This window comes from Kitasatospora sp. UYEF31 (assembly GCF_057291755.1).
This window is the reverse complement of sequence record NZ_JBXAWK010000013.1, coordinates 99,288-119,717: the sequence shown is the minus strand read 5'-3', so window position 1 is coordinate 119,717 and position 20,430 is coordinate 99,288. Positions and strand designations below refer to the sequence as shown.

Sequence of the window (20,430 nt, the reverse complement as noted above, 5' to 3'; positions counted from 1 at the left end):
CCTGCCGCCCCTGACGCCCGAGGAAGGTTTGGCCCGTGCTCTTCGACATCAGCCACCAGGACCTGCTGGAAGTCTTCCCGGAACGGGAGATCGTCCGCGCCGCACCGGGAGCACTGTTCCCCTACTTCGGTTCGGGCGAGATCCTGGACTTCCTGTGCACCACCGGAATCCCCCGCGGGGAGTTCTCAATGATCCCGTCGCTGCTCGTCCCGGAAGTGAACCAGCGGGTTCCCGGACTCCTCGACTTGGATGAAATCGCCGAAGCCGAGTGCGAGTTCGGAACTCTGGTCTTCATCGGCGGATTCCAAGTCTTCTACATATTCGTCCATCCGGAGAACGGGCAGGTCTACGCATACTTCGACATGGGAGAGGACTTCGAACTGGTCAACAGTGACCTCTCATCGTTCTGCACCATGATCTACCTCGTGCACAAGCACATGCCCCCGGCGTCCCAAAAACCCACCGCCGGTGACTACGCGCGTTTGGCCGACGCTGTCCGCGCAGCCGTTGAGCCGTATGACCCAGTTCCGTTCCGCGAGTCCTGTCATCTGTGGAACTCTTACTTCATCTCGGTCGCCGACGGGCTCTATATCATTCCGTGACTGATGAAGAGTCCCGTGTTGCCGCATAAATTCCGACTGCGGGGCTCTCCCCTGGTCACGTGCCGCACAACAGGCCGTTCGACTGGTCCCCGATCGATTCCGCCCAGTATTGGAATCCCTCCTGCGAACTGCCGTCCCGTACTACCTGATCGACAGTCCGCAGGATCGCTGTCAGCACCGCCGCGAGAGACTCATGGTCGTCGGTGACGCTTGCCTCCCGGTCGTAATGCTGCGCCCGGGAGACGAGCCATTGGGCGAAGACCAGCGTCGACAGGTCGGCGTTGACCGGCCACATCTCTTCTTCAGGTCCGTGCCACCCGTACACGCACCCCGTGATTCCGTCGAGTACGAGGTCGGTGTCCTCCAGCAGATAGCCGAGATAGACGAGCTCTCGGGCATTATCCGGGGCTTCGCTGTACACGTCCTCATCGAGACCTGCATAGTGTTCGGCAAGCGTAATCAGCGGCGATTTGTCCGTGGCCTCGAACATCCCTGCATTAACAATCCCTACTTCCTGCAGGAATCTGCGGCTTGGCTGGTGGGTCAGAACCACCGGCAGATCCTCCGGGCTGAAGCGGAATACCTGGTCCCCACCGAACTCTTCCACCAGACGCTCGTACGGAACCTCAAGCGCCAGACCGCCGGAAGACGGTGCCAGGTCGTACAGCAACGGCCAGATGAATGCCGACACCCGCCAGAAACCGGAAACCTCGTCGCCTGCCACAAGGAGGTCCGGATCGTGCTCATGGATTTCCGCCAGCAGACGGGCGGAGGCCTCGTCCACCGCCAAAGCGCCGTACCCGCCAGGAAGCTGCGCGAACTCCATTGTGCCCGAACGCAGTTGCTCGATCCGCATCATGAATTGAATGATCACGGAGAGGTCGGCGGCGAGGTATTCGATCCCAAAAAGGTCCGGATGACCGACAAAGCAGGTCCCCGCGAAAACTTTTCCGGTCGATCCGTCGAGAAGGACTTTCGCCCAGTGTCCGTGCTCGAACTCGCCGATCATCAGCAGCCGGGCCTCGTCGTCAGGCAAACCCGCGACGCCGGGGTAGAGGTCGCCCGGCGTGCTGACCGCCCCTTCCACCAGGTACGCGAGTTTGAGCAGTCCGCCACCCTGCGGCAGCCCGACTTCGGTCAGGAAGCGCCGGGTGGGTTCGTGCGTGATCGCCGGATGCGGCACGGCGAACCTCACGACCGCATCCGGGCCGAACGTCTCGGCCATTTGATCCGCAGTGATGCTGACGCGCATGCTCTCTCCCCTGATCATGTGGGCGAGCGTACGCGGGAGCTGTATACGGTGACGCCGAGGACCCCGCGCAACCGTGACACCCCGGGGATTCACCATCGACTGCCGTGACTGATACTCCACATCGCCAGTGCCGATCACCACAACCTGAGGGCGAGTGACCGTTGCTCTTCGACATCAGCCACCAGGACCTACTGGAGATCTACCCGGAGCGGGAGATCCTGCGTGCCACTCCAGAAGGACTGCGCCTCTACCTCGCCGAGGGCGAGATCCTGGACTTTCTCACCGGGACAGGGATCCCCAGAGGAGCCTTCTCCATGGTCACGGAGATCCTGGCCCCTGAGGTGAACCAGCGGGGCGCCCCTCTTCTGGATGTGGACGAAATCGCTGAAACAGAGACGGAGTTCGGCGCCCTGGTCCTCATCGGAGCCTTCCAGGACACCTACCTCTTCGTCCATCCGAAGACCGGAAAGGTTTACGCGTACCACGAGTTCGTTGAGGACTTCCAGCTGGTCAACAGTGACCTCTCATCGTTCTGCATGATTCTGTACTTGATCGACAAGGAAGCTGCGCTGTTTCCGGAATCCTCGACCGACGCCGACTGCGCGAGGCTCCTTGACACTGTCCGCGCAGCCGTGGATCCGTACGATCCCGTCCCGTTTGCGGAGTCCGCTCCGATGTGGTCCGGATACTTCCAGGACATCAAGCACGGCCTCAATTTCTAGGAGGTCACTGAAGGTCTAGACCAGGTCACGCCCTGATATCGCGCTGTTCCACCTCAGGGAAAACAGCTGCGACTGTCGCGAAGTCGTCGTCGACGTGCAGGACCGTCAGGTCATGGTGGACAGCTGTCGCACAGAGCAGCAGATCCAGGGCGCCGGCTGACCGGTGCTGGCCTTTTTGCGTGAGCCTGTACTGCACGCTCTCAACCCACCTCCACCCGGTCTTCGGGACGGGGACATCTCCGCAGAGGTCCCACAGCCACGATTCGAGCTGATCGCGGTCCTCAGGACTCTGCGCGGAGTACAGAAACTCCGTACGCGTCGGCGCGCACATGTGCAGTACGCCCGCCGCGATTCGCGGAGACCAGACTTCCCGCACCTCCCGGTTACGGAGCAGGTGCCAAAGCGCCGAGGTGTCGATGAGATAGCGGATCATCGAAAGGCGTCCCGCCGAGCTTGTTTGGCCGCATCGTGCGCCTGCTGAGCCTGATCGAAATCACCGCGCGCAGCGCGCTGTGAAAGCTGTTCCAGCGCTTCGATCCGCTTGACGCGGGCCACATAGTCCCGCAGAACAGTGTTGACGGTGTCCTTCTTTGTCGTGCAACCAGTCAGCCGCATGACCTCGGCGAGCGCCGCGTCGTCGATGTCGATGTTTGTCAGACTCATCGGCTTCTCCGTGGATGATGTGGATGATTCACCCACATCGTACACGCACGTGACAGACGTCGCATCAATCGATCACCGAGCGTGTGCGCTGTCTTCGATTGCGCTGTCTCGATTGCGTTGTCTTCGATCACCCACTCCGGAAATCTAGTTGATCCGAGCCTCCGCAGGCTTCTCGCGGATACTCCGCACCGCCACCACAAACGCCACCAGCAAGAAGCCCGCCATCACCAGCAGCGCCGCCCGGTAGGCCCCTTGCGACGCCCCGCCGTCGGACATGCCGGCGTGGATGACCGATGCGGCCAGTGCCACGCCAACCGCGCTGCCGAGCTGGCGCTGGACCTGGAACAGCGACATCGCCCGGCCCATCCGGGCGTTGTCGACGTTCGTGAAGCCGGTGACCTGGACGACCAGCACACCGGTGCCGAGGATCAGGCCGACGCCGAACATCAGGGCGCGGACCAGCCAGGGACTCGTCTCCGGGCCGGTGAAGGCCAGCGCGGCGAAGACCGGTACGGCTCCGCCGAAAGCCAGCAGTGCCGTACGGCGGACGCCGCACTTCCGCTCCATCCGGTCGGCGACCTGACCGGCCATCATGAGGCCGAGCGCTTCCGGGAACACAACAAGTCCAGCGTCGGAAGCGGAGCCGCCGAGGGCGTCCTGGTAGAGCAGCGGGAACAGATAGAGCATCCCCATGAAGCCGCACATGGCCGCGGTGATGACCAGGGAAGCGCCCCGGAAGTGTGGGTCGGACCACAGTTTCAGATCCAACAGCGGTTCGGTTGTGCGGAGTTGGCTACGGATGAGCACGGCGATGAGGACCACGCCGACCAGGCCGGAGAGCAGGATGTCCCAGGAGGTCCAGCCGCGCTCCGCGCCGCGGGCCAGTGCGTACATCGTCCCGGCCAGGCCGGGGGCGACAAGGAGGAGTCCGCGTCGGTCGAGCGGGCCCGGGTTGTGCTTCTCGCCCTTCGGCAGGTACCGCAGGGCCAGCAGTACGGCGATGATGCCGAACGGCAGGTTGATGTAGAACGCCCAGCGCCAGGAGGCGTGGTCGGTCAGCAGTCCGCCGAGCGGCGGGCCGAGCGCGGGGGCCAGGGCCGTCGGGATGATGATGTAGCGGGACAGCTTCATCCGGCGCTCGGGCGCGAACGCCCGGAACAGGATGGTCATGCCGACGGGGATGAGCAGTCCGCCGGCCGCACCCTGGATGATGCGCCACAGCACCAGTTCGCCCAGTGAGCTTGACGCTCCGCACAGTGCGGACGATGCGGTGAAGGCGGTCAATGAGGAGATGAACACCTTCTTGTCGCCGAACCGGTCGCCCAGCCAGCCGGCGATCGGCAGCACCACGGCGAGCGCCGCGATGAACGCCGTCTCGACGAGGTTCGCGGCGGCCGGGGTGACCGAGAAGTCGCCGCTGATGGTGAACAGCGCGGCACCGACGACGGTCACGTCGATGCCGTTCATGACCATCGCGGTGACGTACACCGCGATGATCGCGAATTCTTTCCGTCGCACGGAAACGGAGACAGTGGCGGCGTCCAGGCTCATCGGGCGGTCCGCAGATCGTGCGACTGAAGACTGAGAGGACGCATGTCCGTCCACGAACTCTCAATGAAATCAGCGCAGTCCGCGCGCCCGGCGTTCGCCAGGGCCACGGTCCACCCAGCCGGTACGACCGCGAAGGCCGGCCACAGCGAGTGCTGCCCCTCGCCGTTCACCAGGACGTGGAAGCTGCCGTCCGGATCGTCAAAAGCCTGCTTCACGACATTTCCTTACGAAGGTGATCGATGATGAGCGCGCCGATCGCAGCGATGGGCTGAGGCTGCGTCATGTCCTTGTGGGTGCACGCGATGTCGTGGTTGACCAGTGCACCGGTTACGTGCGGCTGCCAGCAGTCGGCGGTCAGCGTGTCGTCGATCGTGTCGACGGTCGCGCGGAAGAAGAGGACGTCCCCGTCGTACGTGCCGGTGTCGTGTGTCCGAACCAGGCTGTTCGTATTGAGGTAGACGTCCCGCAGCGCGGTGATCTTCTCGGCCGACAGCCCGGCGAGCGGGGAGCCTTCGTCACGCAGGATCTCCGACACCTGCTCCAGGGTGGTCGCGGTGCCGAAGGCCTCCGGGCCGTGGCCGCCCATGGCGAGCAGGGCTTCAAGCGCTTCCGGTTCGTCGGAGGCCGGCAGGGGCCGCAGGCCTTCGGCCGGATAAGCGTCGAGTACGGCGAGCAGCGCGACTTCCTGACCCGCGGACCGCAGTTGCACCGCGATCTCGTGGGCGATGATGCCGCCGGTGGACCAGCCGAGCAGGTGGTACGGGCCGTGCGGCTGCGCGCCGCGCAGTCGGTCCACATATTCGGCCGCCAACTCCACGAGAGATTCCGGCAATTCGACCGGGTGCGACACTCCGCGCGCTTGCAATCCGTACACCGGACGTTCCCGCTCCAGGTGGCGCAGGAGTCCCGCGTAACACCAACTGAGCCCTCCTGCCGGGTGGACGCAGAACAGCGGCGGCAGTTCGCCGTACGGCCGTAGTGGCAGCAGCACGTCGAGGGGGTCCTGGCCGCTGTCGAGGCTGGTGGCCAGTGCCGCCACGGTGGGGTTGGCGAACAGCGTGGCGATGGTCGGCGCGACACCGAGGGTGTCGCGGACCCGGGCGAGCAGGCGGACGGCGAGCAGCGAGTGGCCGCCCAGGTCGAAGAATCCATCGTCGATGCCGACACTGCCGTAACGGACATTGTCGTGACCAGCGCTGTCGGGACCGGCACTGTCGAGACCGAGGACTTCCGCGAACAGCCCGCACAGGACTTCCTCGCGCGGCGTGCGCGGGCCACGGCCGGTCACGGTGACCTCCGGGGCCGGAAGTGCGGCCTTGTCGAGTTTGCCGTTGGCCGTGAGCGGCAGTCGCCCGACGGTCACGACGGCGGAGGGCACCATGTGCCCGGGAAGCGAACGGGCCGCGTGGGCGCGCAGATCCGCCGGATCAACCGTGCCGACGACGTAGCCGACCAGGCGCTTGTCGCCCGCCCGGTCCTCGCGGACGATCACCGCGGCCTGGGCGACGTCCGGGTGGCTGGCCAACGCTGCCTCGACCTCGCCGAGTTCGATCCGGAATCCGCGGATCTTCACCTGGTGGTCGGCGCGGCCGAGGAAGTCGAGGGTGCCGTCCGTACGCCACTTCGCCAGGTCACCGGAGCGGTACATCCGCGATCCGGGCTCGGTGAATTCCTGGCCGAACGGGTCCGCGATGAAGCGCTCCGCGGTCAGCGCGGGGCGTCCCAGGTAGCCCCGGGCGAGCCCGGCTCCGGCCACGTACAACTCCCCCGCAACGCCCGGGGGGACCGGTCGCAGCGAACCGTCGAGCACATAGACGCGCAGGTCGGGGATGCCCCGCCCGACCGGGGAGCCGTTCGACGCGCGGTTCAGTGCCTCGTAGGTCACGTGCACGGTCGTCTCGGTGATGCCGTACATGTTCACCAGGCGCGGTGCGTCTTCCGCGTGCCTGGCGTACCAGGGCACGAGCTTCGCGGTGTCCAGCGCCTCGCCGCCGAAGACGACGTAGCGCAGGTCCAGCGGCCCACCGGTGTCCGCCTGCGCCAACTGGTAGAAGGCAGAAGGGGTTTGGTTCAGGACCGTCACCCGCTCGTCGGCGAGCAGCGACAGGAACCGGTCCGGGTCGCGGCTGACCGCGTGCGGAACGACGACAAGCCGGCCGCCGTAGAGCAGTGCGCCCCACAGCTCCCACACGGAGAAGTCGAAGGCGTACGAGTGGAACAGCGTCCAGACGTCGTCCTGGCCGAAGTCGAACCAGTGGTCAGTCGCGGTGAACAGCCGCAGCACGTTGCGGTGCGGGATGACAACGCCCTTGGGCTTGCCGGTGGAGCCGGACGTGTAGATGACGTAGGCCGGGTGGTCCGGGTGGACGTCCACAACCGGTGGTTCGTCGGCCTCGTCGGTCCCGAGCGGCAGGTGTTCGCCGCCGACTACACACACGGGCTGTGCGTCGGCGAGCATGTAGGCCAGCCGGTCGGCGGGGTAGGCCGGGTCGAGCGGCAGGTAGCCGGCGCCGGACTTCAGGACACCGAGCAGGGCCACGACGATGTCGGGCGTACGGGGAAGTGCCAGAGCGACCAGGCGTTCAGGCCCCGCGCCCTGTGCGACGAGCCGGTGCGCGAGGCCGTTGGCCCGTCTGTCGACCTGGGCGTACGAGAGTTCCGTACGCACGCCTGACTCAGGGTCGGTGTAACTGACTGCGACGGCTTCGGGCGTGCGCCTGGCCTGGGCGGTGAACAGTTCGTGGAGCAGGTCGTCACCGTCGGTGACCGCACCGATGGGCGTGTTCCAGTCGACCAGGATCCGGGAGAGTTCTGCTGTGCCGAGGAGGTCCACCGCGCTTACCCGCACGGTTGGTTCGCTGACAACGGTGTCCAGGAAGCGGACCAGCCGGTGGGCAAGCGACTCCGCGGCCGGGTGGTCGAAGAGGTCCGCGGAGTACTCCAGGAACCCGGTCAGCCCGCCCTGGCCCGGCAGTTCCGCGAGGTTGACCGTCAGGTCGAACTTCGCCGAGCCGGTGGTGAACGGCCGGATCCCCCCGGTCAGTCCCGCCAGGTCGAGGTCTTCTGACGGAGTGTTCTGGAAGGCCAGCATCACCTGGAACAGCGGGTGCCGGCCGGCCGAACGGGCCGGGTTGAGGACCTCAACCAGCCGTTCGAAGGGGACTTCCTGGTGCGCGAACGCCGCCAGATCGGCCGTGCGGACCCGGTCGACGAGTTCGGCGAACGTCGGATCCCCGCTGACGTCGGCGCGCAGGACGAGGGTGTTCACGAAGAACCCGACGAGGTCGTCGAACGCCGGGTCGTGTCGGCCGGCGACGGGGGTGCCGATCGGGATATCCGGACCGGCGCCGAGCCTGGACAGCAGGGCGGCGAGGGCGGCCTGCACCACCATGAAGGTGGACGCGCCCTCACTGCGGGCGAGTTCGGCGATCCGGGCGTGCAGCGTGCTGTCGATGGTGAGATCGGCTGAGCCGCCCCGGGCGGTGGGCTGCGTGGGGCGCTGACGGCACGTCGGAAGTGTCAACTCCTCCGGCAGCGCTTCGAGTTCCTTCACCCAGAAGTCGAGTCCCGCGGCGCTCGCGGGCACCGGCGACAGGGCGACGTCCGCGTACTGCACGGGCAGTGGAGCCCACGCGGGTTCCGCACCGGCGGTCCTGGCCCGGTAGGCGGTCGACAGATCCCGCACGAGCGGGCCGACGGACCAGCCGTCCGCGGCGATGTGATGCAGGGTCACGAGGAGCGTGTGCTCATCGGATCCGGTCTTGTACAGCACGGCGCGCAAAGGCAGTTCACGGGACAGATCGAAGACCTGCCCGGCGACTTCGCGCATCGCCGCGTCCAGATCCGCTGCCGCGATCGGCACAACCGGGAGGCCGGGAACGACGTCGTCCAGGACCAGCTGGTACGGCTCGCCGTCCGCCTCCGCGTAGACCGTACGCAGGACTTCGTGCCGGGTGACGACGTCGCCCAGCGCGGCGCGCAGTGCGGTTTTGTCCAGTGGGCCGGTCAGTTTCAGCGCGAGCGGGATCGTGTAGGCCGCGCCGGCGGAACCCATCCGTTCCAGGAACCACAGCCGGCTCTGCGCCGGGGAGAGGGGGATGCGTGCCGGGCGCGGCTGCCGGCGTACGGAGGTTGCCGCCGCACCCCCGAGCACCAGACCGTCAGCGATCCCGGCCACTGTCGGGCGTTCGAAGACCCGCCCGATGGTCAGTTCCGCGCCGATCTGCCGGGCCCGGACGACAAGCCGTGCCGCGAGCAGCGAATGACCGCCGAGGTCGAAGAAGTCGTCGTCGATGCCGACCGCCGCCACGGAGAGGACTTCGGCGAAGATTTCGCACAACAGGACTTCGACCGGCGTACGGGGTTCCCGCCCGCCGCCGCCGACCAGGACGGGCGCGTGAGCGTCGCTCGCGAGTGTCTTCCGGTCGACTTTGCCGTTCGGGGTGAGCGGCAGTTCTGCCAGCACGACCACCGCGGACGGGACCAGCGGGGCGGGGAAGTTCTCCCGTACATGGTCACGGACCTGAACGCTGTCGGCCGGACCGACCACATAGCCCACGAGGCGTCGCTCGCCACCGTCTTCGCGGACGACAGCGGCGGCCTGGACCACACCGGGGTGGGACAGCAGCCCCGCTTCGACCTCGCCGAGTTCGATGCGGAAGCCGCGGATCTTCACCTGGTCGTCGGCCCGGCCGAGGATCTCCAGGGCACTGCCGTGCCGGGCCAGGTCGCCTGTCCGGTACATCCTGGATCCGGACGGGCCGTACGGGTCGGCGACAAAGCGCTCCGCGGTGCGGACAGGCTGGTTCAGATAACCCCGGGCCAGGCCGGCACCGGCGAGGTACAGCTCACCGACACCGCCGGGGGCCACCGGACGCAGTGCGCTGTCCAGGATGTACCCGCGTGTTCCGTCGATCGTCGAACCGCCGTCGCCGTCCCAGACGTAGGCGTCCACGGTGGCTTCGGTCGGGCCGTACAGGTTCAGCGCCACCGTGCCCGGCAGTTCGTTCAGCGCCTTCCACAGTGCCGGCGGGACGGCTTCGCCGCCGACGACCGCGAAGGCCGGCGCGTGCTCGCCCAACGCGCCTGATTCCAGGACCTGTTGCCACACAGCGGGGGTCAGGTCGAGGTAGTCGACGCGGTGCTCGGCCGCGTACCGCCCGACCGCGTCCGGGTCCCGGTAGGTCTCATCGTCCAGGATGTGCAGCTCGTGTCCGTGCAGCAGCCACAGGAGCGGGTCCCACGACGCGTCGAAGGAGAACGAAGCCGTGTGCGCGACCCGCAGACGGTCGCGGCAGGCGCGTTCCCCGTGACTGTGGAAGAGGTTCACCAGCGACCTGTGCGTGAGCACAACGCCCTTGGGCGTGCCGGTGGATCCGGAGGTGTGGATGATGCACGCGGCATCGTCAGGGCGGACCGGGACGGGGTGTCCTTCGATCCCGTCCTCAAGTTCGGCGAGGTCGGAGATCACGTACACCGGCTCGGTGTCCTCCACCATCAGCGCAAGGCGGGCCGCCGGGTAGGCCGGGTCGAGCGGCACGTAGGTCGCTCCCGACCTGAGCACTCCGAAGACCGCCGCGACGAGGTCGTGCCCGCGTGGCAGTGTGACGGCCACCGTGGTCCCGGGCCTGGCTCCCTTGGCGGCGAGCGCACGGGCGATGCGGGTGGCCCGTACGTCCAGGGCCGCCCAGGTGACGCGCTGGTCGCCGACCACAACGGCGACTGTGTCGGGGGTGTGGGAGGCCTGGACGGACAGCAGGTGGTCGACGGTCACGTCGCCGCCACGGAGGTTCGCCGTGGTGAAGTCGCGGCTGCCGGAGATCCTGAAGCTGTTCATCTTCAGGTCGATGCGGGCCAGCGGGAGGCCGGTGCCGCCCTCGGTGAGTTCCGTCAGGAGTCGCCCGAACCGGTCGGTGTGCGCCACGAGTTCCGTATCCCCGTACAGATCGGGATGGCCGTCCAGGTCTATCCGCAGACCGCCGTCCTCAACAGCGATGTTGAACGCCAGATCGTCCACAGGGCCGGCGGAGACACTGTGGACAGTCCCGACGGCACCCGCGAAGTCCAGCGTCTGCCGGAACGGCATGATGTTCACAACCGGGCCGAACAGCCGCCGTCCGCCGCCGAGCAGTTTGAGGTCGCGCCGGAGGTCTTCGCCCCGGTAGCGCTGGTGTCTGCGCACCTGGCGCACCTCGGTGACGACCTCGCGCAGCAACTCACCCACCGTTGTCGCGGGTTCGGTCCTGAGCCGGAGCGGCAGCACGTTCATGGACATCGACGGCGTACGGAGCCCTGCCGCGCCGACGCGCGCTGACAGGGGGAGTCCGAGGACGACCTCGTCGCCGTCGGTCATCCGGTGCAGGTAGGCGGCGGTGGCCGCGAGCAGGACATCGGCCCAGGTGGCGCGGGACGCGCGGCCGAGTTCTTCGAGCGAGGCCCGGGTTCCGGTGTCGAGCCGCAGGGTGGAGCGGCGGAAGCCGTGGGAGACCGGCGCGGAGCGTGCCGACAGTGAGGCAACGTCAGGAAGGTTCGAAAAACGCTGATTCCAGTAAGCCGCGTCCTGGGTGTGCTGCGCGGAGGCGCGGTACTCAGCCTCCTGGTCCAGGAGGTTCGTGAGCTGGAATCCGCTGACCCGACCGCTCCGGGTCCGGCCCTCGCCGGCCGACACCCGCACCGGGAACGAGCCGGTGCGGTCAAGGGTTTCCATGGCCTGGGGGCCGCTGAAGGCGGCAAGTGCCCGCATGGCGCTCAGGGCGACCTGGTCCTGGGTGTCGCAGAGGGCCGAGTAGGCCTCGGCGACCCTCTTGGTCACCAGTGCGAAACCGTAGCCGTCCAGCGCGACGTGGTGCACGCGCAGCCACCACAGCCAGCCGGCGGGACCGACCCGGTAGAGAGCGGTCCCGTAGACCTGCCCGGCGCGCGGGTCGACCGGCACGGCCAGCTCGGCGCGCATCGCGGAGACGGCTTCCGCATAGGGCAGTTCGAGCACCGGCAGATGCGGGACCACCGGGCCGTCGAGGATCTGCGTCGGAGCGTCGCCGCTGTCGTCTATTCGCAGTGCGAGGGCCTCCGTGTCGGCGAAGACCTGCCGGACGGCCTCCGCGAACAGCGCGGGGTCGATGTCCCCGTTGATCTCGATGTATTCGCCGGCGCTGTAGACCGGATTCGCCGGGTCCAGGCTCTGGGCGAACCACAGGCCGCGCTGGGCCCCGGTCAGCGGGAGCCGGGTGGTGGCGCTGGTTCCACTTCTGCTGGTGATCATGACAGGACCGTCCACCAGCCGTTGAGTGTCGGGGTCTCCGCGAGGTCGGCGAAGTCGACGTCGCGACCTCCGGAGCGCCAGCGTTCGACCAGGGTCATCACCCGGATGGAGTCCAGGCCCCAGAGCGTGAGGTCGTCGTCGAAGCCGAGCCCGGCAGCGTCCTCCTGGAGCAACTCGGCGACAGATGTGCGGAGTTCGGCCAGGGTCTTTGGAACGGCACTCACTTCGGCTCCTTCAGCGTCAGAAGAACTTCGTCGGTTGTTGTCACGACGCCGCAGCAACCGGCCACCCAGGCCAGGGCCTCGGTGTGCTGACGCTGGGTGAAGTCCGCTACGGCGTCGGCCACCACAAACGGCTGGATGTCCCGCATGAAAGCGTCGGACGCGGTCAGCCGGACCCCGATGTGCGCGTACACCCCGACGATGACCAACTGGTCGCGGCCGTCCATCAGCCGGGCCAGGCCGGTGCCGATGAAGGCGCTGTACTTCCACTTCACCAGGCGGATGTCGCCGTCCACCGGGGCGAGTTCGTCCACGATCGCCTCGACCTGCGGGTCCGCGGGCATGCCGGGGCCCCAGAAGTCGAGCTCCAGGCCGCGCTCGGCAGGCGTGTGGCCGCCGGTCTTCCCGGTGTAGACGACGGGCACACCGAGCGCCCGGCACTGCCCGGCCAGCCGGGCGATGTTCCGCACAACTCCTGCGACGGGTTCGGCGGCGCGCTCATAGCGGGAGAGGAAATGCTCCTGCATGTCGTGGATCAGCAGGACCGCGCGCGCGGGGTCCGGGGTCCACGGCACCCGGTTGCCGGGGAGGTCCGCGGGAATACCGTACGGCGGAATCTTCGGGATGCTCACGCGGTCTCCATCCCGGACAGTGCGGCGCGCAGGTCCTTGCGGCTGGTCTTGCCGACGCCGGTGTACGGGAAGGACTCCACAAAGCGCACCCGGTCGGGGATCTTGTACGCGGCGATGCCGCGGTCCCGGACGAAGGCCTTGAGCTGCGGAACCGAAACCGTGCGGTCTGGTCGCAGGATCACGAACGCGCAGGTGCGCTCGCCGAGGTAGGCGTCCGGGACGGCGACCACGGCCGCGTCGTGCACGTCGGGGTGCGCGAGGAGGTGGTTCTCGACCTCCTCGGCGGCGATCTTGTCGCCGCCGCGGTTGATCTGGTCCTTGGCCCGGCCCTCAACGACCAGGTGACCGGTGGGGGTCATCCGGACGAGATCGCCCGTCCGGTAAAAACCGTCGCCGGTGAAGGCGTTCACGTTGTGCGCGGCGGCCCGGTAGTAGCCGCGGATCGTGTAGGGCCCGCGGGTGAGCAGGTGGCCGACTGTCCCGGCGGCCACGGGCTGGTCCTTGTCGTCCACGATCCTGATCTCGTCGTCGGGTGAGATCCGGCGGCCCTGAGTGGCCGTCACGATGTCGTCCGGGTCGTCGTCCCGGGTGTAGTTGACGAGGCCTTCGGCCATCCCGAAGACCTGCTGGAGCCGGCAGCCCAACTCGGGCCGTACCCGCCGGGCGGCTTCCTCCGCGAACTTCGCGCCGCCGACCTGGAGGCTCTGGAGTGAGCCGAGATCGTACGGAGTACGGTCCGCGTCGAGCCACAGCAGGGCCAGTGGCGGCACCAGCGACGTGATGGTCACCCGCTCCCGTTCGATGAGCGCGAACGCCGTCTTCGGGTCGGGGGACGGCGCGAGCACCACGGTGCCGCCCGCGTAGAGGACACCCAGCACTCCGGGCGAGCTCATCGTGAAGTTGTGGCAGACGGGCAGTGCCACGAGGTAGACGGTGCCGGCGCCCAGGCCGCAGATGTCCGCGCTGGCCCGCACGGAGTAGAAGTAGTCGTCGTGGGTGCGCGGGATCAGCTTCGGCACCCCGGTGGAGCCGCCGGAGAGCTGGAGGAACGCCACGTCGGACGCGGCGGGACCAGAAGTCAACTCACCTATAGAAGTTGGGAGTTCGAAGATCTCGCCGACGGAGGTCACTAGTCGGAGCGTCGGCACCCGGGCCTGGACTGTACGCCCCAGTGCCCGGTAGTCGAAGCCCGCCGGCTCGTCGGGGATCACATACGCGACGGCTTCGGTGACCGCGCAGAAGTGCGCGATCTCGTCCTCGCGGTGTGCCGGGAGGGCGAAGACCGGGACCGCGCCGATACGGAACAGGGCGAAGACGGTGGTGAAGTACTCCGGGATGTTGGGGAGTTGTACGACGACCCGGTCGCCGCGACTGATGCCGAGCCCGGAGAATCCAGCGGCCGTACGGTCGACAAGCGCGTCGAGTTCGGCATAGGTCCAGCGGGCGTCACCACCGACGACGGCGGTGCGGTCCCCGTAGGCCACCGCTGCGGCCCGCAGCATCTCACCGAAGGTGACGCCCTGCCAGTAGCCCTTGGCCCGGTAGCGTTCGGCGAACTCGGCCGGCCACGGGGTGAAGTCACGGCCGCTCATCGTGTCTGCTCCGGCAACGTGGCCCCCAGGCCCAGTGCGCGCAGCATCGTGCCGAACTTGGCGCTGGTCTCCGCGAGTTCCGCCGCCGGGTCGGATCCGGCGACTATCCCGGCTCCGGCGTACAGGCGTACCGAGTCCCCGCGGACCTCCGCGCAGCGGATGGTGACGATCCATTCGCCGTCGCCGCGGGCGTCGCACCAGCCGGTCATGCCGCTGTAGTAGCCACGGTCGAAGGGTTCGAGTTCGGCGATCAGCGCGCGGGCGTCAGCCGTGGGCGTGCCGCACACGGCAGGCGTCGGGTGCAGTGCTTCGGCCAGTTCGAGGACCGACACCGCGGAGTTCCGGAGAGTGCCCTCAATCCGTGTGCCGAGGTGCCACATCGTGGCCGTCCGCACCAGCGAGGGCTCAGCGGGCACCGTCAGGTCCCGGCAGTACCCCCGCAGCACCCGGGCGATGGCGTCGACGACAACGGCGTGTTCGCGGCGGTCCTTGGCGGAGCTCAGCAGGGCCGCACCGCGCGCGGCGTCTTCCGCCGGGTCCGCGGAGCGGCGGGCGGACCCGGCCAGCGGGTGCGAGACGACGGCGTCCCCGTGCTTGGAGACGAGGAGTTCGGGGCTGGCGCCGACGAGCGTCCGGTGCTCGACGGGCTGTCCGGGCGGGACAGGGCCGTCGGTCAGGTCGACGGCGAAGGTGTAGCCGCGCGGGTCCGCGTAGGCCAGCGCGCGCAGGAGTGCGGGGACGTCCACCGCCGTTTCGGTGGTGACTTCAAGGGAGCGGGCGAGGACGACCTTCTCCAACTCCCCTGCGGTGAGCCGCTGGACGGCACCCGCGACTGCTTTGGTGAAGATTCCGGGTTCCGGTTCGCAGCGCACGGAGAGCGCCCGTACGCTTTGCGGATCCGATCGTCGCGCGGGCACCGGACCAGCCCGGCCGACCGTCGCCGGGACAACAAGGCGGATCTCCGCCGCCTGGTCGAACGGCACGCTGCCGACGACGAGGGGGTCCCGGTAGCCGGCCGAGCCGGCTGCCGCGAGCAGCGCGGCCGTACGCTCGGAAAGGCTTCCGCCGGACTGCGGGACGACGCCCACCACTCCCCCGGCGAGCAGAGTCCCGCCCGGCGCGGCGAAGCAGAACGCGCCCGGCCGATAGTCGTCGAGCAGTGGCGACACCTGGGGTATCGCGCCCTGAAGGTTGCTCATGAAGGTCTGGCTCCACGGAAGTTGAAGGGCAGGTCAGGCGCGGAGCGTCGCGCCACCGTCGACGTACAGGTCGTGCATGGTGATGTGCCGGGCCCGGGGGGACGCCAGGAAGACGACGGCGTCGGCGACGTCCGCGGGGTCGGCGATGCGGCCGAGGGGGATGCCCGTACGGAATCCCGCGAGGTCGCCGCCGACGACCCGGGCCGCGCCGTCGACTCCGAGTGCCTGCTGCATCGTGGTGTCGGTCGAGCCCGGCTGGACGACGTTGCAGCGGATGCCGTGCGGGGCGAGTTCGAGGCCCAGACAGCGGGTGAAGTGGGTGGCGGCGGCCTTGGACGCGGCGTAGGCGGCGAGCCCGGCGCGGGGCACTCCGGCGGCGTTGGAGGCGACGGTGACGATCGAGCCGCTGCCGCGCGGGACCAGCCGCCGGGCCACCGCGCGGGACATGCGCATCACGCCGGTGGCGTTCACCGCGAAGGTCATGTCCCAGTCCTCGTCGGTGAGTTCGAGGACCGGGGCGGCGCGCAGGATTCCGGCGACGTTGGCCAGGACGGACACCGGGCCGAGTTCACGCTCGACCCGCCCGACGGCGGCTTCGACTGCGGCCGGGTCGGTCACATCGGCCGGCACGGCCAGCGCTTGCGGACCGATCGCGCGCAAGGTCTCCCGTACGCCGTCTTCGTCGGTGTCGAGCAGCGCCACCAACGCTCCGTCTGCGGCGAAGGCCGCGGCGACCGCGGCGCCGATCCCCCCGGCCGCTCCGGTGACCATGACGACGCGGTCCATGCACCCGCCCCTTCTGTTTGCGCTTTTGTTGGCGGTGAATTTAGTTAGGTAAGGCTTACCTTAGTTCGTAAAGGGCCGTCAACTGACAGGTGTCATGAAGTGGCGGACGGACAGGCAGCGGAACCGGCTTGCGGCGGTGGCCTGAAACCACCCTCCGCCGGGAAAACACCTGACCCACGGCCCACCCCGGGCATAACGTCGGACGTGATGGCTACAACAACCGCTTCCTCGCCGGTAGAGCCCACAGAGCCTCCCGACCGGAGAACTCCACAAGGCAGCCCGCAAAACCCCGGGGCAACAGGCGGACAAGCCCCCACGATCCGCACACTGCGGCGGCTCAGCCCGTACGTCCGCCCGGTCCGCCTCCGGCTGATGCTCTCCGCGGCCATGTCGCTGACCGCGATGGTCTGCGGCCTGCTCATCCCGCTGGTGATCGAAAAGATCGTGGACGGCCCGGTCGCCGCCGGGGACACCGGCGGCATCTGGCCATGGGCACTGCTCGTCCTCGCGCTCAGCGTGTTCGAAGCCCTCCTCTTCGGGGCACGCCGTCTGGTCACCGCCAAACCGCTGCCGAAGGTCGAGGCGCGCATGCGCGCTGACCTCTACCTGCACCTCCAGACCCGCCCGGTCGCGTTCCACGACCAGTGGCAGTCAGGGCAGTTGCTGTCCCGCGCGACCAACGACCTGTCGCACATCCGGATGTTCCTCGGGTTCGTGCTGATCTTCCTGTTCGTCAACGCGGGCACGTTCATCGTCGGCATGGCCCTGCTGGTCAGCATCAACTGGCAGCTGGCGCTGGTGATCCTGGCCGCTTCGCTGACGCTGATCCCCTCGATGTACTTCTTCGACCAGCGCTACCGCGTCCTCACCCGCCGGGCCCAGGACCAGGTCGGCGACCTGGCGACAATCAGCGAGGAGTCGATCCTCGGCATCCGGATCCTCAAGTCGTTCGGCCGCCACCGCTCGATGGAGCGTCAGTTCAAGTCCCTGGCAACCCGGTTGCGCGGAACTGAACTCCGCAAGGTGCGGATGCTCTCCTACATGTGGGCGGCCACCGTCGCCCTGCCGGAGATCGGCATCGGCACCGCCCTCTACCTGGGAATCCGCGGCGGGGACAACACCGCCGGCGAACTCATCGCCTTCTTCAGCATCGTGCTGCTCCTGCGCTGGCCGATGGAGTCCCTGGGCTGGCTGCTCGCCAGCACCACCGACGCGGCGGCGGCCACCGCGCGGTTCTTCGACGTCATGGACGCGAACGGGCGCATCCCGGAACCGACAGATCCAGTGGAACTTCCGACGGCCACCGGGCGGCTCGAATTCGACGGCGTGCACTTCCGCCACCCCGACACGGACCCTGGTGCTGCGGACATCCTGCGCGGCGTCGACCTGGACATCCGCCCCGGCGAGACCATCGCGCTGGTCGGCGGCACGGGCAGCGGCAAGACCACCCTCACCGCACTGGTCCCCCGCCTCTACGACGTGACCGCCGGCCGGATCAGGCTCGACGGCGTGGACCTCCGGGACCTCCCGGTGCGCCGCCTGCGGGAACTCGTGTCGGTGGCCTTCGAAGACTCGATCCTGTTCAGCGCCAGCGTGCGGGAGAACGTCCTGCTCGGCTTCCCCGACGGAACCGACGAGGACGTACGGAGGGCTCTCGGCATCGCGCAGGCCGACTTCGTCGACGACCTTCCGTTCGGGCTGGACACGCGCATCGGCGAAGAAGGCCTCAACCTCTCCGGCGGGCAGCGCCAACGCCTCGCGCTGGCCCGCGCGGTGGCGGCCAGACCCGCGTTCCTGGTTCTGGACGATCCCTTGTCAGCGCTCGATGTCCACACCGAGGCGCTTGTCGAGGCTGCCCTGCGGCGGGTGCTGGCCACCACCACCGCACTGGTCGTCGCCCACCGGCCCAGCACCGTCCAACTCGCAGACCGGGTGGCCGTGTTGCTGGACGGCCGGATCACCGCCGTCGGCACGCACAGCGAACTCCTGGCCACGGACGAGCACTACCGGCACCTGATGTCCTCGGAGGCTTCGTGAAACCTGAAGAAGCGGACGAAGCCGAGATCCAGTCCTGGCGCGGCGTCAGCCCCCGGGCCGGCGACGCCGATTCGGAGGCAGAGGACTCCGGGAGCGTGACCACCGGGGAGGCCACGGCCGGGGACAACGGCTCCCGCCGCCTCCTGGGGTCACTCCTGGCCCCGCACAAGGCCGCCACCGCACTGCTCGCCGTACTCGCCGTTGTCGAGCAACTGTGCCTGCTCGCCGGGCCGTTGCTCATCGGCCTCGCCATCGACAAGGCCCTGCCCGACTCCCGGGACGGCGACCACTCAACCCTCACCGTGCTCGCCGGCGCCTATCTCCTCTGCGGCGTCGGCGCGGCGCTGGCCAAAACCGTCTTCCTGCGCCTGGCCGCCCGCATCGGCCAGGACATCCTGCTCGACCTGCGCCGCCGGGTCTTCGACCACGGCCAGCGCCTCAGCCTCGACTTCCACGAGCGCTACACCTCCGGACGGCTGATCTCCCGCGCCACCAGTGACATCGACGCGCTGCGGCAGCTGCTCGACATGGGCCTGGACGGCCTGGCGGCGGCGCTGCTCACTGTTGTGTTCTCCACCGTGGTGCTGCTGTTCCTGGACCTGCCACTGACGCTCATCGTGCTCGTCGGGTTCATTCCGGTGGGCTTCGCCGTGCACTGGTACCGCACCCGGTCCCGCATGGCGTACCGCCGCACCCGCACCACCACCGCGGCGCTGATCGTGCAGTTCGTCGAGTCGGTCAACGGCATCCGCGCGGTGCAGGCGTTCCGCCGCGAGCCGCGCAACGGCCGGATCTTCGCGACGCTGAACCGGCGCCACGCGGAGGCGACCGCGGACACGATGCTGCTGTTCGCGAAGTTCGTGCCGACCGTACGGCTGACCGGGTCGCTGTCCGTGCTCGCGGTCCTCGTCGTGGGTGCCTACCGGACGGCGGGCGGCGGGCTGGCGCTCGGTGTGCTCGCGGCCTTCCTGATCTACCTGCGGCGGATGTACGACCCGCTGGACCAACTGGCCATGTTCCTGAACACCTACGAGTCGGCGACCGCAGCGCTGGAGAAGCTCTCCGGCCTACTGGATGAAGAGCCGGGGGTCCCGGAGTCTCCCGCACCTGCCGGACTGCCGCCTGGTGCGGGATCCGGACGCACCGTCACTTTCGACGCGGTCTCCTTCGCCTACGCCGGGGGCTCGACGGTGCTACACCCGTTCGACCTGACGATCCCCACCGGACAGACGGTCGCGGTGGTCGGCGCGACCGGAGCCGGAAAGTCCACGCTGGCCAAGCTGCTGGCCCGGTTCTACGACCCCTCGGCGGGCTCCGTGCGGTTGGACGGCACGGATATCCGGGACCTGTCCACGCCGGTCCTGCGGCGCGAGATCACGATGATCACGCAGGAGTCGTTCCTCTTCTCCGGCTCCGTCGCGGACAACATCGCCCTCGGCCACCCCGACGCGACCCGCGAAGAGATCGAAGACGTCACCCGGACGATCGGGGCGTACGAGTTCATCGCCGCGCTCCCCGAGGGCTTCGACACGGACGTCCGCAAGCGCGGCGGGCGACTCTCCTCCGGACAGCGGCAACTCGTAGCATTCGCACGGGCGTTGCTGGCCGACCCCGCCGTACTGATCCTGGACGAGGCGACTTCGTCGCTGGACGTCCCCGGCGAACGGGCCGTCCAGCACGCGCTGGCCACCGTGCTCCAGGGCCGTACGGCGGTCATCATCGCGCACCGCCTCTCGACGGTGGAGATCGCCGACCGCGTCCTGGTGGTCGCCGACGGCCGCATCGTGGAGGACGGCTCACCGGCCGGACTGATGTCCACGAACAGCCGGTTCAGCGGGCTGCACGAAGCCTGGCAGGAGACGCTGGCCTGACGGGCCTGTGCTGCGCTTGATCCGGTGACGGATCACCTAGC

General features: G+C 68.4%; 15 protein-coding genes. 4 read left to right on the top strand and 11 right to left on the bottom strand.

Annotated features, from left to right (window positions below):
- Positions 1 to 35: 35 nt before the first annotated feature.
- Entirely contained in the window at positions 36 to 602 is a 567-nt protein-coding gene (locus AC0Z36_RS09395; RefSeq protein WP_485462283.1) for an SUKH-4 family immunity protein, read from the top strand.
- Between the two features lie 55 nt (positions 603 to 657).
- Here AC0Z36_RS09395 and AC0Z36_RS09390 read toward each other — a convergent pair whose 3' ends face one another.
- Positions 658 to 1,854 (bottom strand): SUKH-4 family immunity protein, encoded by a 1,197-nt coding sequence (locus AC0Z36_RS09390; protein WP_485462282.1) that lies wholly within the window; start codon positions 1,852 to 1,854, stop codon positions 658 to 660.
- A 161-nt stretch (positions 1,855 to 2,015) separates the two neighbouring features.
- Here AC0Z36_RS09390 and AC0Z36_RS09385 point away from each other — a divergent pair, with 161 nt between their 5' ends.
- Entirely contained in the window at positions 2,016 to 2,576 is a 561-nt protein-coding gene (locus tag AC0Z36_RS09385; protein ID WP_485462281.1) for an SUKH-4 family immunity protein, read from the top strand.
- 25 nt (positions 2,577 to 2,601) lie between these two features.
- On the opposite strand, the gene AC0Z36_RS09380 is transcribed toward AC0Z36_RS09385, so the two are convergent.
- The 10 genes from AC0Z36_RS09380 to AC0Z36_RS09335 all read right to left on the bottom strand — a co-directional run bounded on the left by AC0Z36_RS09380 (position 2,602) and on the right by AC0Z36_RS09335 (position 16,481).
- Positions 2,602 to 3,009: a PIN domain-containing protein gene (locus AC0Z36_RS09380; protein WP_485462280.1), complete on the bottom strand. Its 408-nt coding sequence runs from the start codon at positions 3,007 to 3,009 to the stop codon at positions 2,602 to 2,604.
- Positions 3,006 to 3,239 (bottom strand): type II toxin-antitoxin system VapB family antitoxin, encoded by a 234-nt coding sequence (locus tag AC0Z36_RS09375; protein ID WP_485462279.1) that lies wholly within the window; start codon positions 3,237 to 3,239, stop codon positions 3,006 to 3,008. Before AC0Z36_RS09375 ends, AC0Z36_RS09380 begins: the two co-directional genes overlap by 4 nt.
- A 144-nt stretch (positions 3,240 to 3,383) precedes the next feature.
- The gene (locus tag AC0Z36_RS09370; protein ID WP_485462278.1) at positions 3,384 to 4,757 is read right to left on the bottom strand and encodes a DHA2 family efflux MFS transporter permease subunit; all 1,374 of its coding nucleotides are present in this window, start codon (positions 4,755 to 4,757) and stop codon (positions 3,384 to 3,386) included.
- A 29-nt stretch (positions 4,758 to 4,786) separates the two neighbouring features.
- Positions 4,787 to 5,005, bottom strand: a complete 219-nt coding sequence (locus tag AC0Z36_RS09365; protein ID WP_485462277.1) for an MbtH family protein — start codon at positions 5,003 to 5,005, stop codon at positions 4,787 to 4,789.
- Positions 5,002 to 12,051: an amino acid adenylation domain-containing protein gene (locus AC0Z36_RS09360; RefSeq protein ID WP_485462276.1), complete on the bottom strand. Its 7,050-nt coding sequence runs from the start codon at positions 12,049 to 12,051 to the stop codon at positions 5,002 to 5,004. Before AC0Z36_RS09360 ends, AC0Z36_RS09365 begins: the two co-directional genes overlap by 4 nt.
- Positions 12,048 to 12,275 carry a phosphopantetheine-binding protein gene (locus AC0Z36_RS09355; RefSeq protein ID WP_485462275.1) on the bottom strand — a complete coding sequence of 76 codons (228 nt, stop codon included), beginning with the start codon at positions 12,273 to 12,275 and terminating at the stop codon, positions 12,048 to 12,050. Before AC0Z36_RS09355 ends, AC0Z36_RS09360 begins: the two co-directional genes overlap by 4 nt.
- Entirely contained in the window at positions 12,272 to 12,904 is a 633-nt protein-coding gene (locus tag AC0Z36_RS09350) for an isochorismatase family protein (RefSeq protein WP_485462274.1), read from the bottom strand. The genes AC0Z36_RS09355 and AC0Z36_RS09350 overlap by 4 nt, the downstream gene beginning before the upstream one ends.
- On the bottom strand, positions 12,901 to 14,496 hold the full coding sequence (locus AC0Z36_RS09345; RefSeq protein ID WP_485462273.1) for a (2,3-dihydroxybenzoyl)adenylate synthase: 1,596 nt from the start codon (positions 14,494 to 14,496) through the stop codon (positions 12,901 to 12,903). The genes AC0Z36_RS09350 and AC0Z36_RS09345 overlap by 4 nt, the downstream gene beginning before the upstream one ends.
- The gene (locus tag AC0Z36_RS09340; RefSeq protein ID WP_485462272.1) at positions 14,493 to 15,695 is read right to left on the bottom strand and encodes an isochorismate synthase; all 1,203 of its coding nucleotides are present in this window, start codon (positions 15,693 to 15,695) and stop codon (positions 14,493 to 14,495) included. Before AC0Z36_RS09340 ends, AC0Z36_RS09345 begins: the two co-directional genes overlap by 4 nt.
- A gap of 33 nt (positions 15,696 to 15,728) precedes the next feature.
- Positions 15,729 to 16,481, bottom strand: a complete 753-nt coding sequence (locus AC0Z36_RS09335; RefSeq protein ID WP_485462271.1) for a 2,3-dihydro-2,3-dihydroxybenzoate dehydrogenase — start codon at positions 16,479 to 16,481, stop codon at positions 15,729 to 15,731.
- A gap of 372 nt (positions 16,482 to 16,853) precedes the next feature.
- Between AC0Z36_RS09335 and AC0Z36_RS09330 the strand changes: the two genes are divergently transcribed.
- Positions 16,854 to 18,518 (top strand): ABC transporter ATP-binding protein, encoded by a 1,665-nt coding sequence (locus AC0Z36_RS09330; protein WP_485462270.1) that lies wholly within the window; start codon positions 16,854 to 16,856, stop codon positions 18,516 to 18,518.
- Positions 18,515 to 20,389, top strand: a complete 1,875-nt coding sequence (locus AC0Z36_RS09325) for an ABC transporter ATP-binding protein (protein WP_485462269.1) — start codon at positions 18,515 to 18,517, stop codon at positions 20,387 to 20,389. Before AC0Z36_RS09330 ends, AC0Z36_RS09325 begins: the two co-directional genes overlap by 4 nt.
- Positions 20,390 to 20,430: the final 41 nt, after the last annotated feature.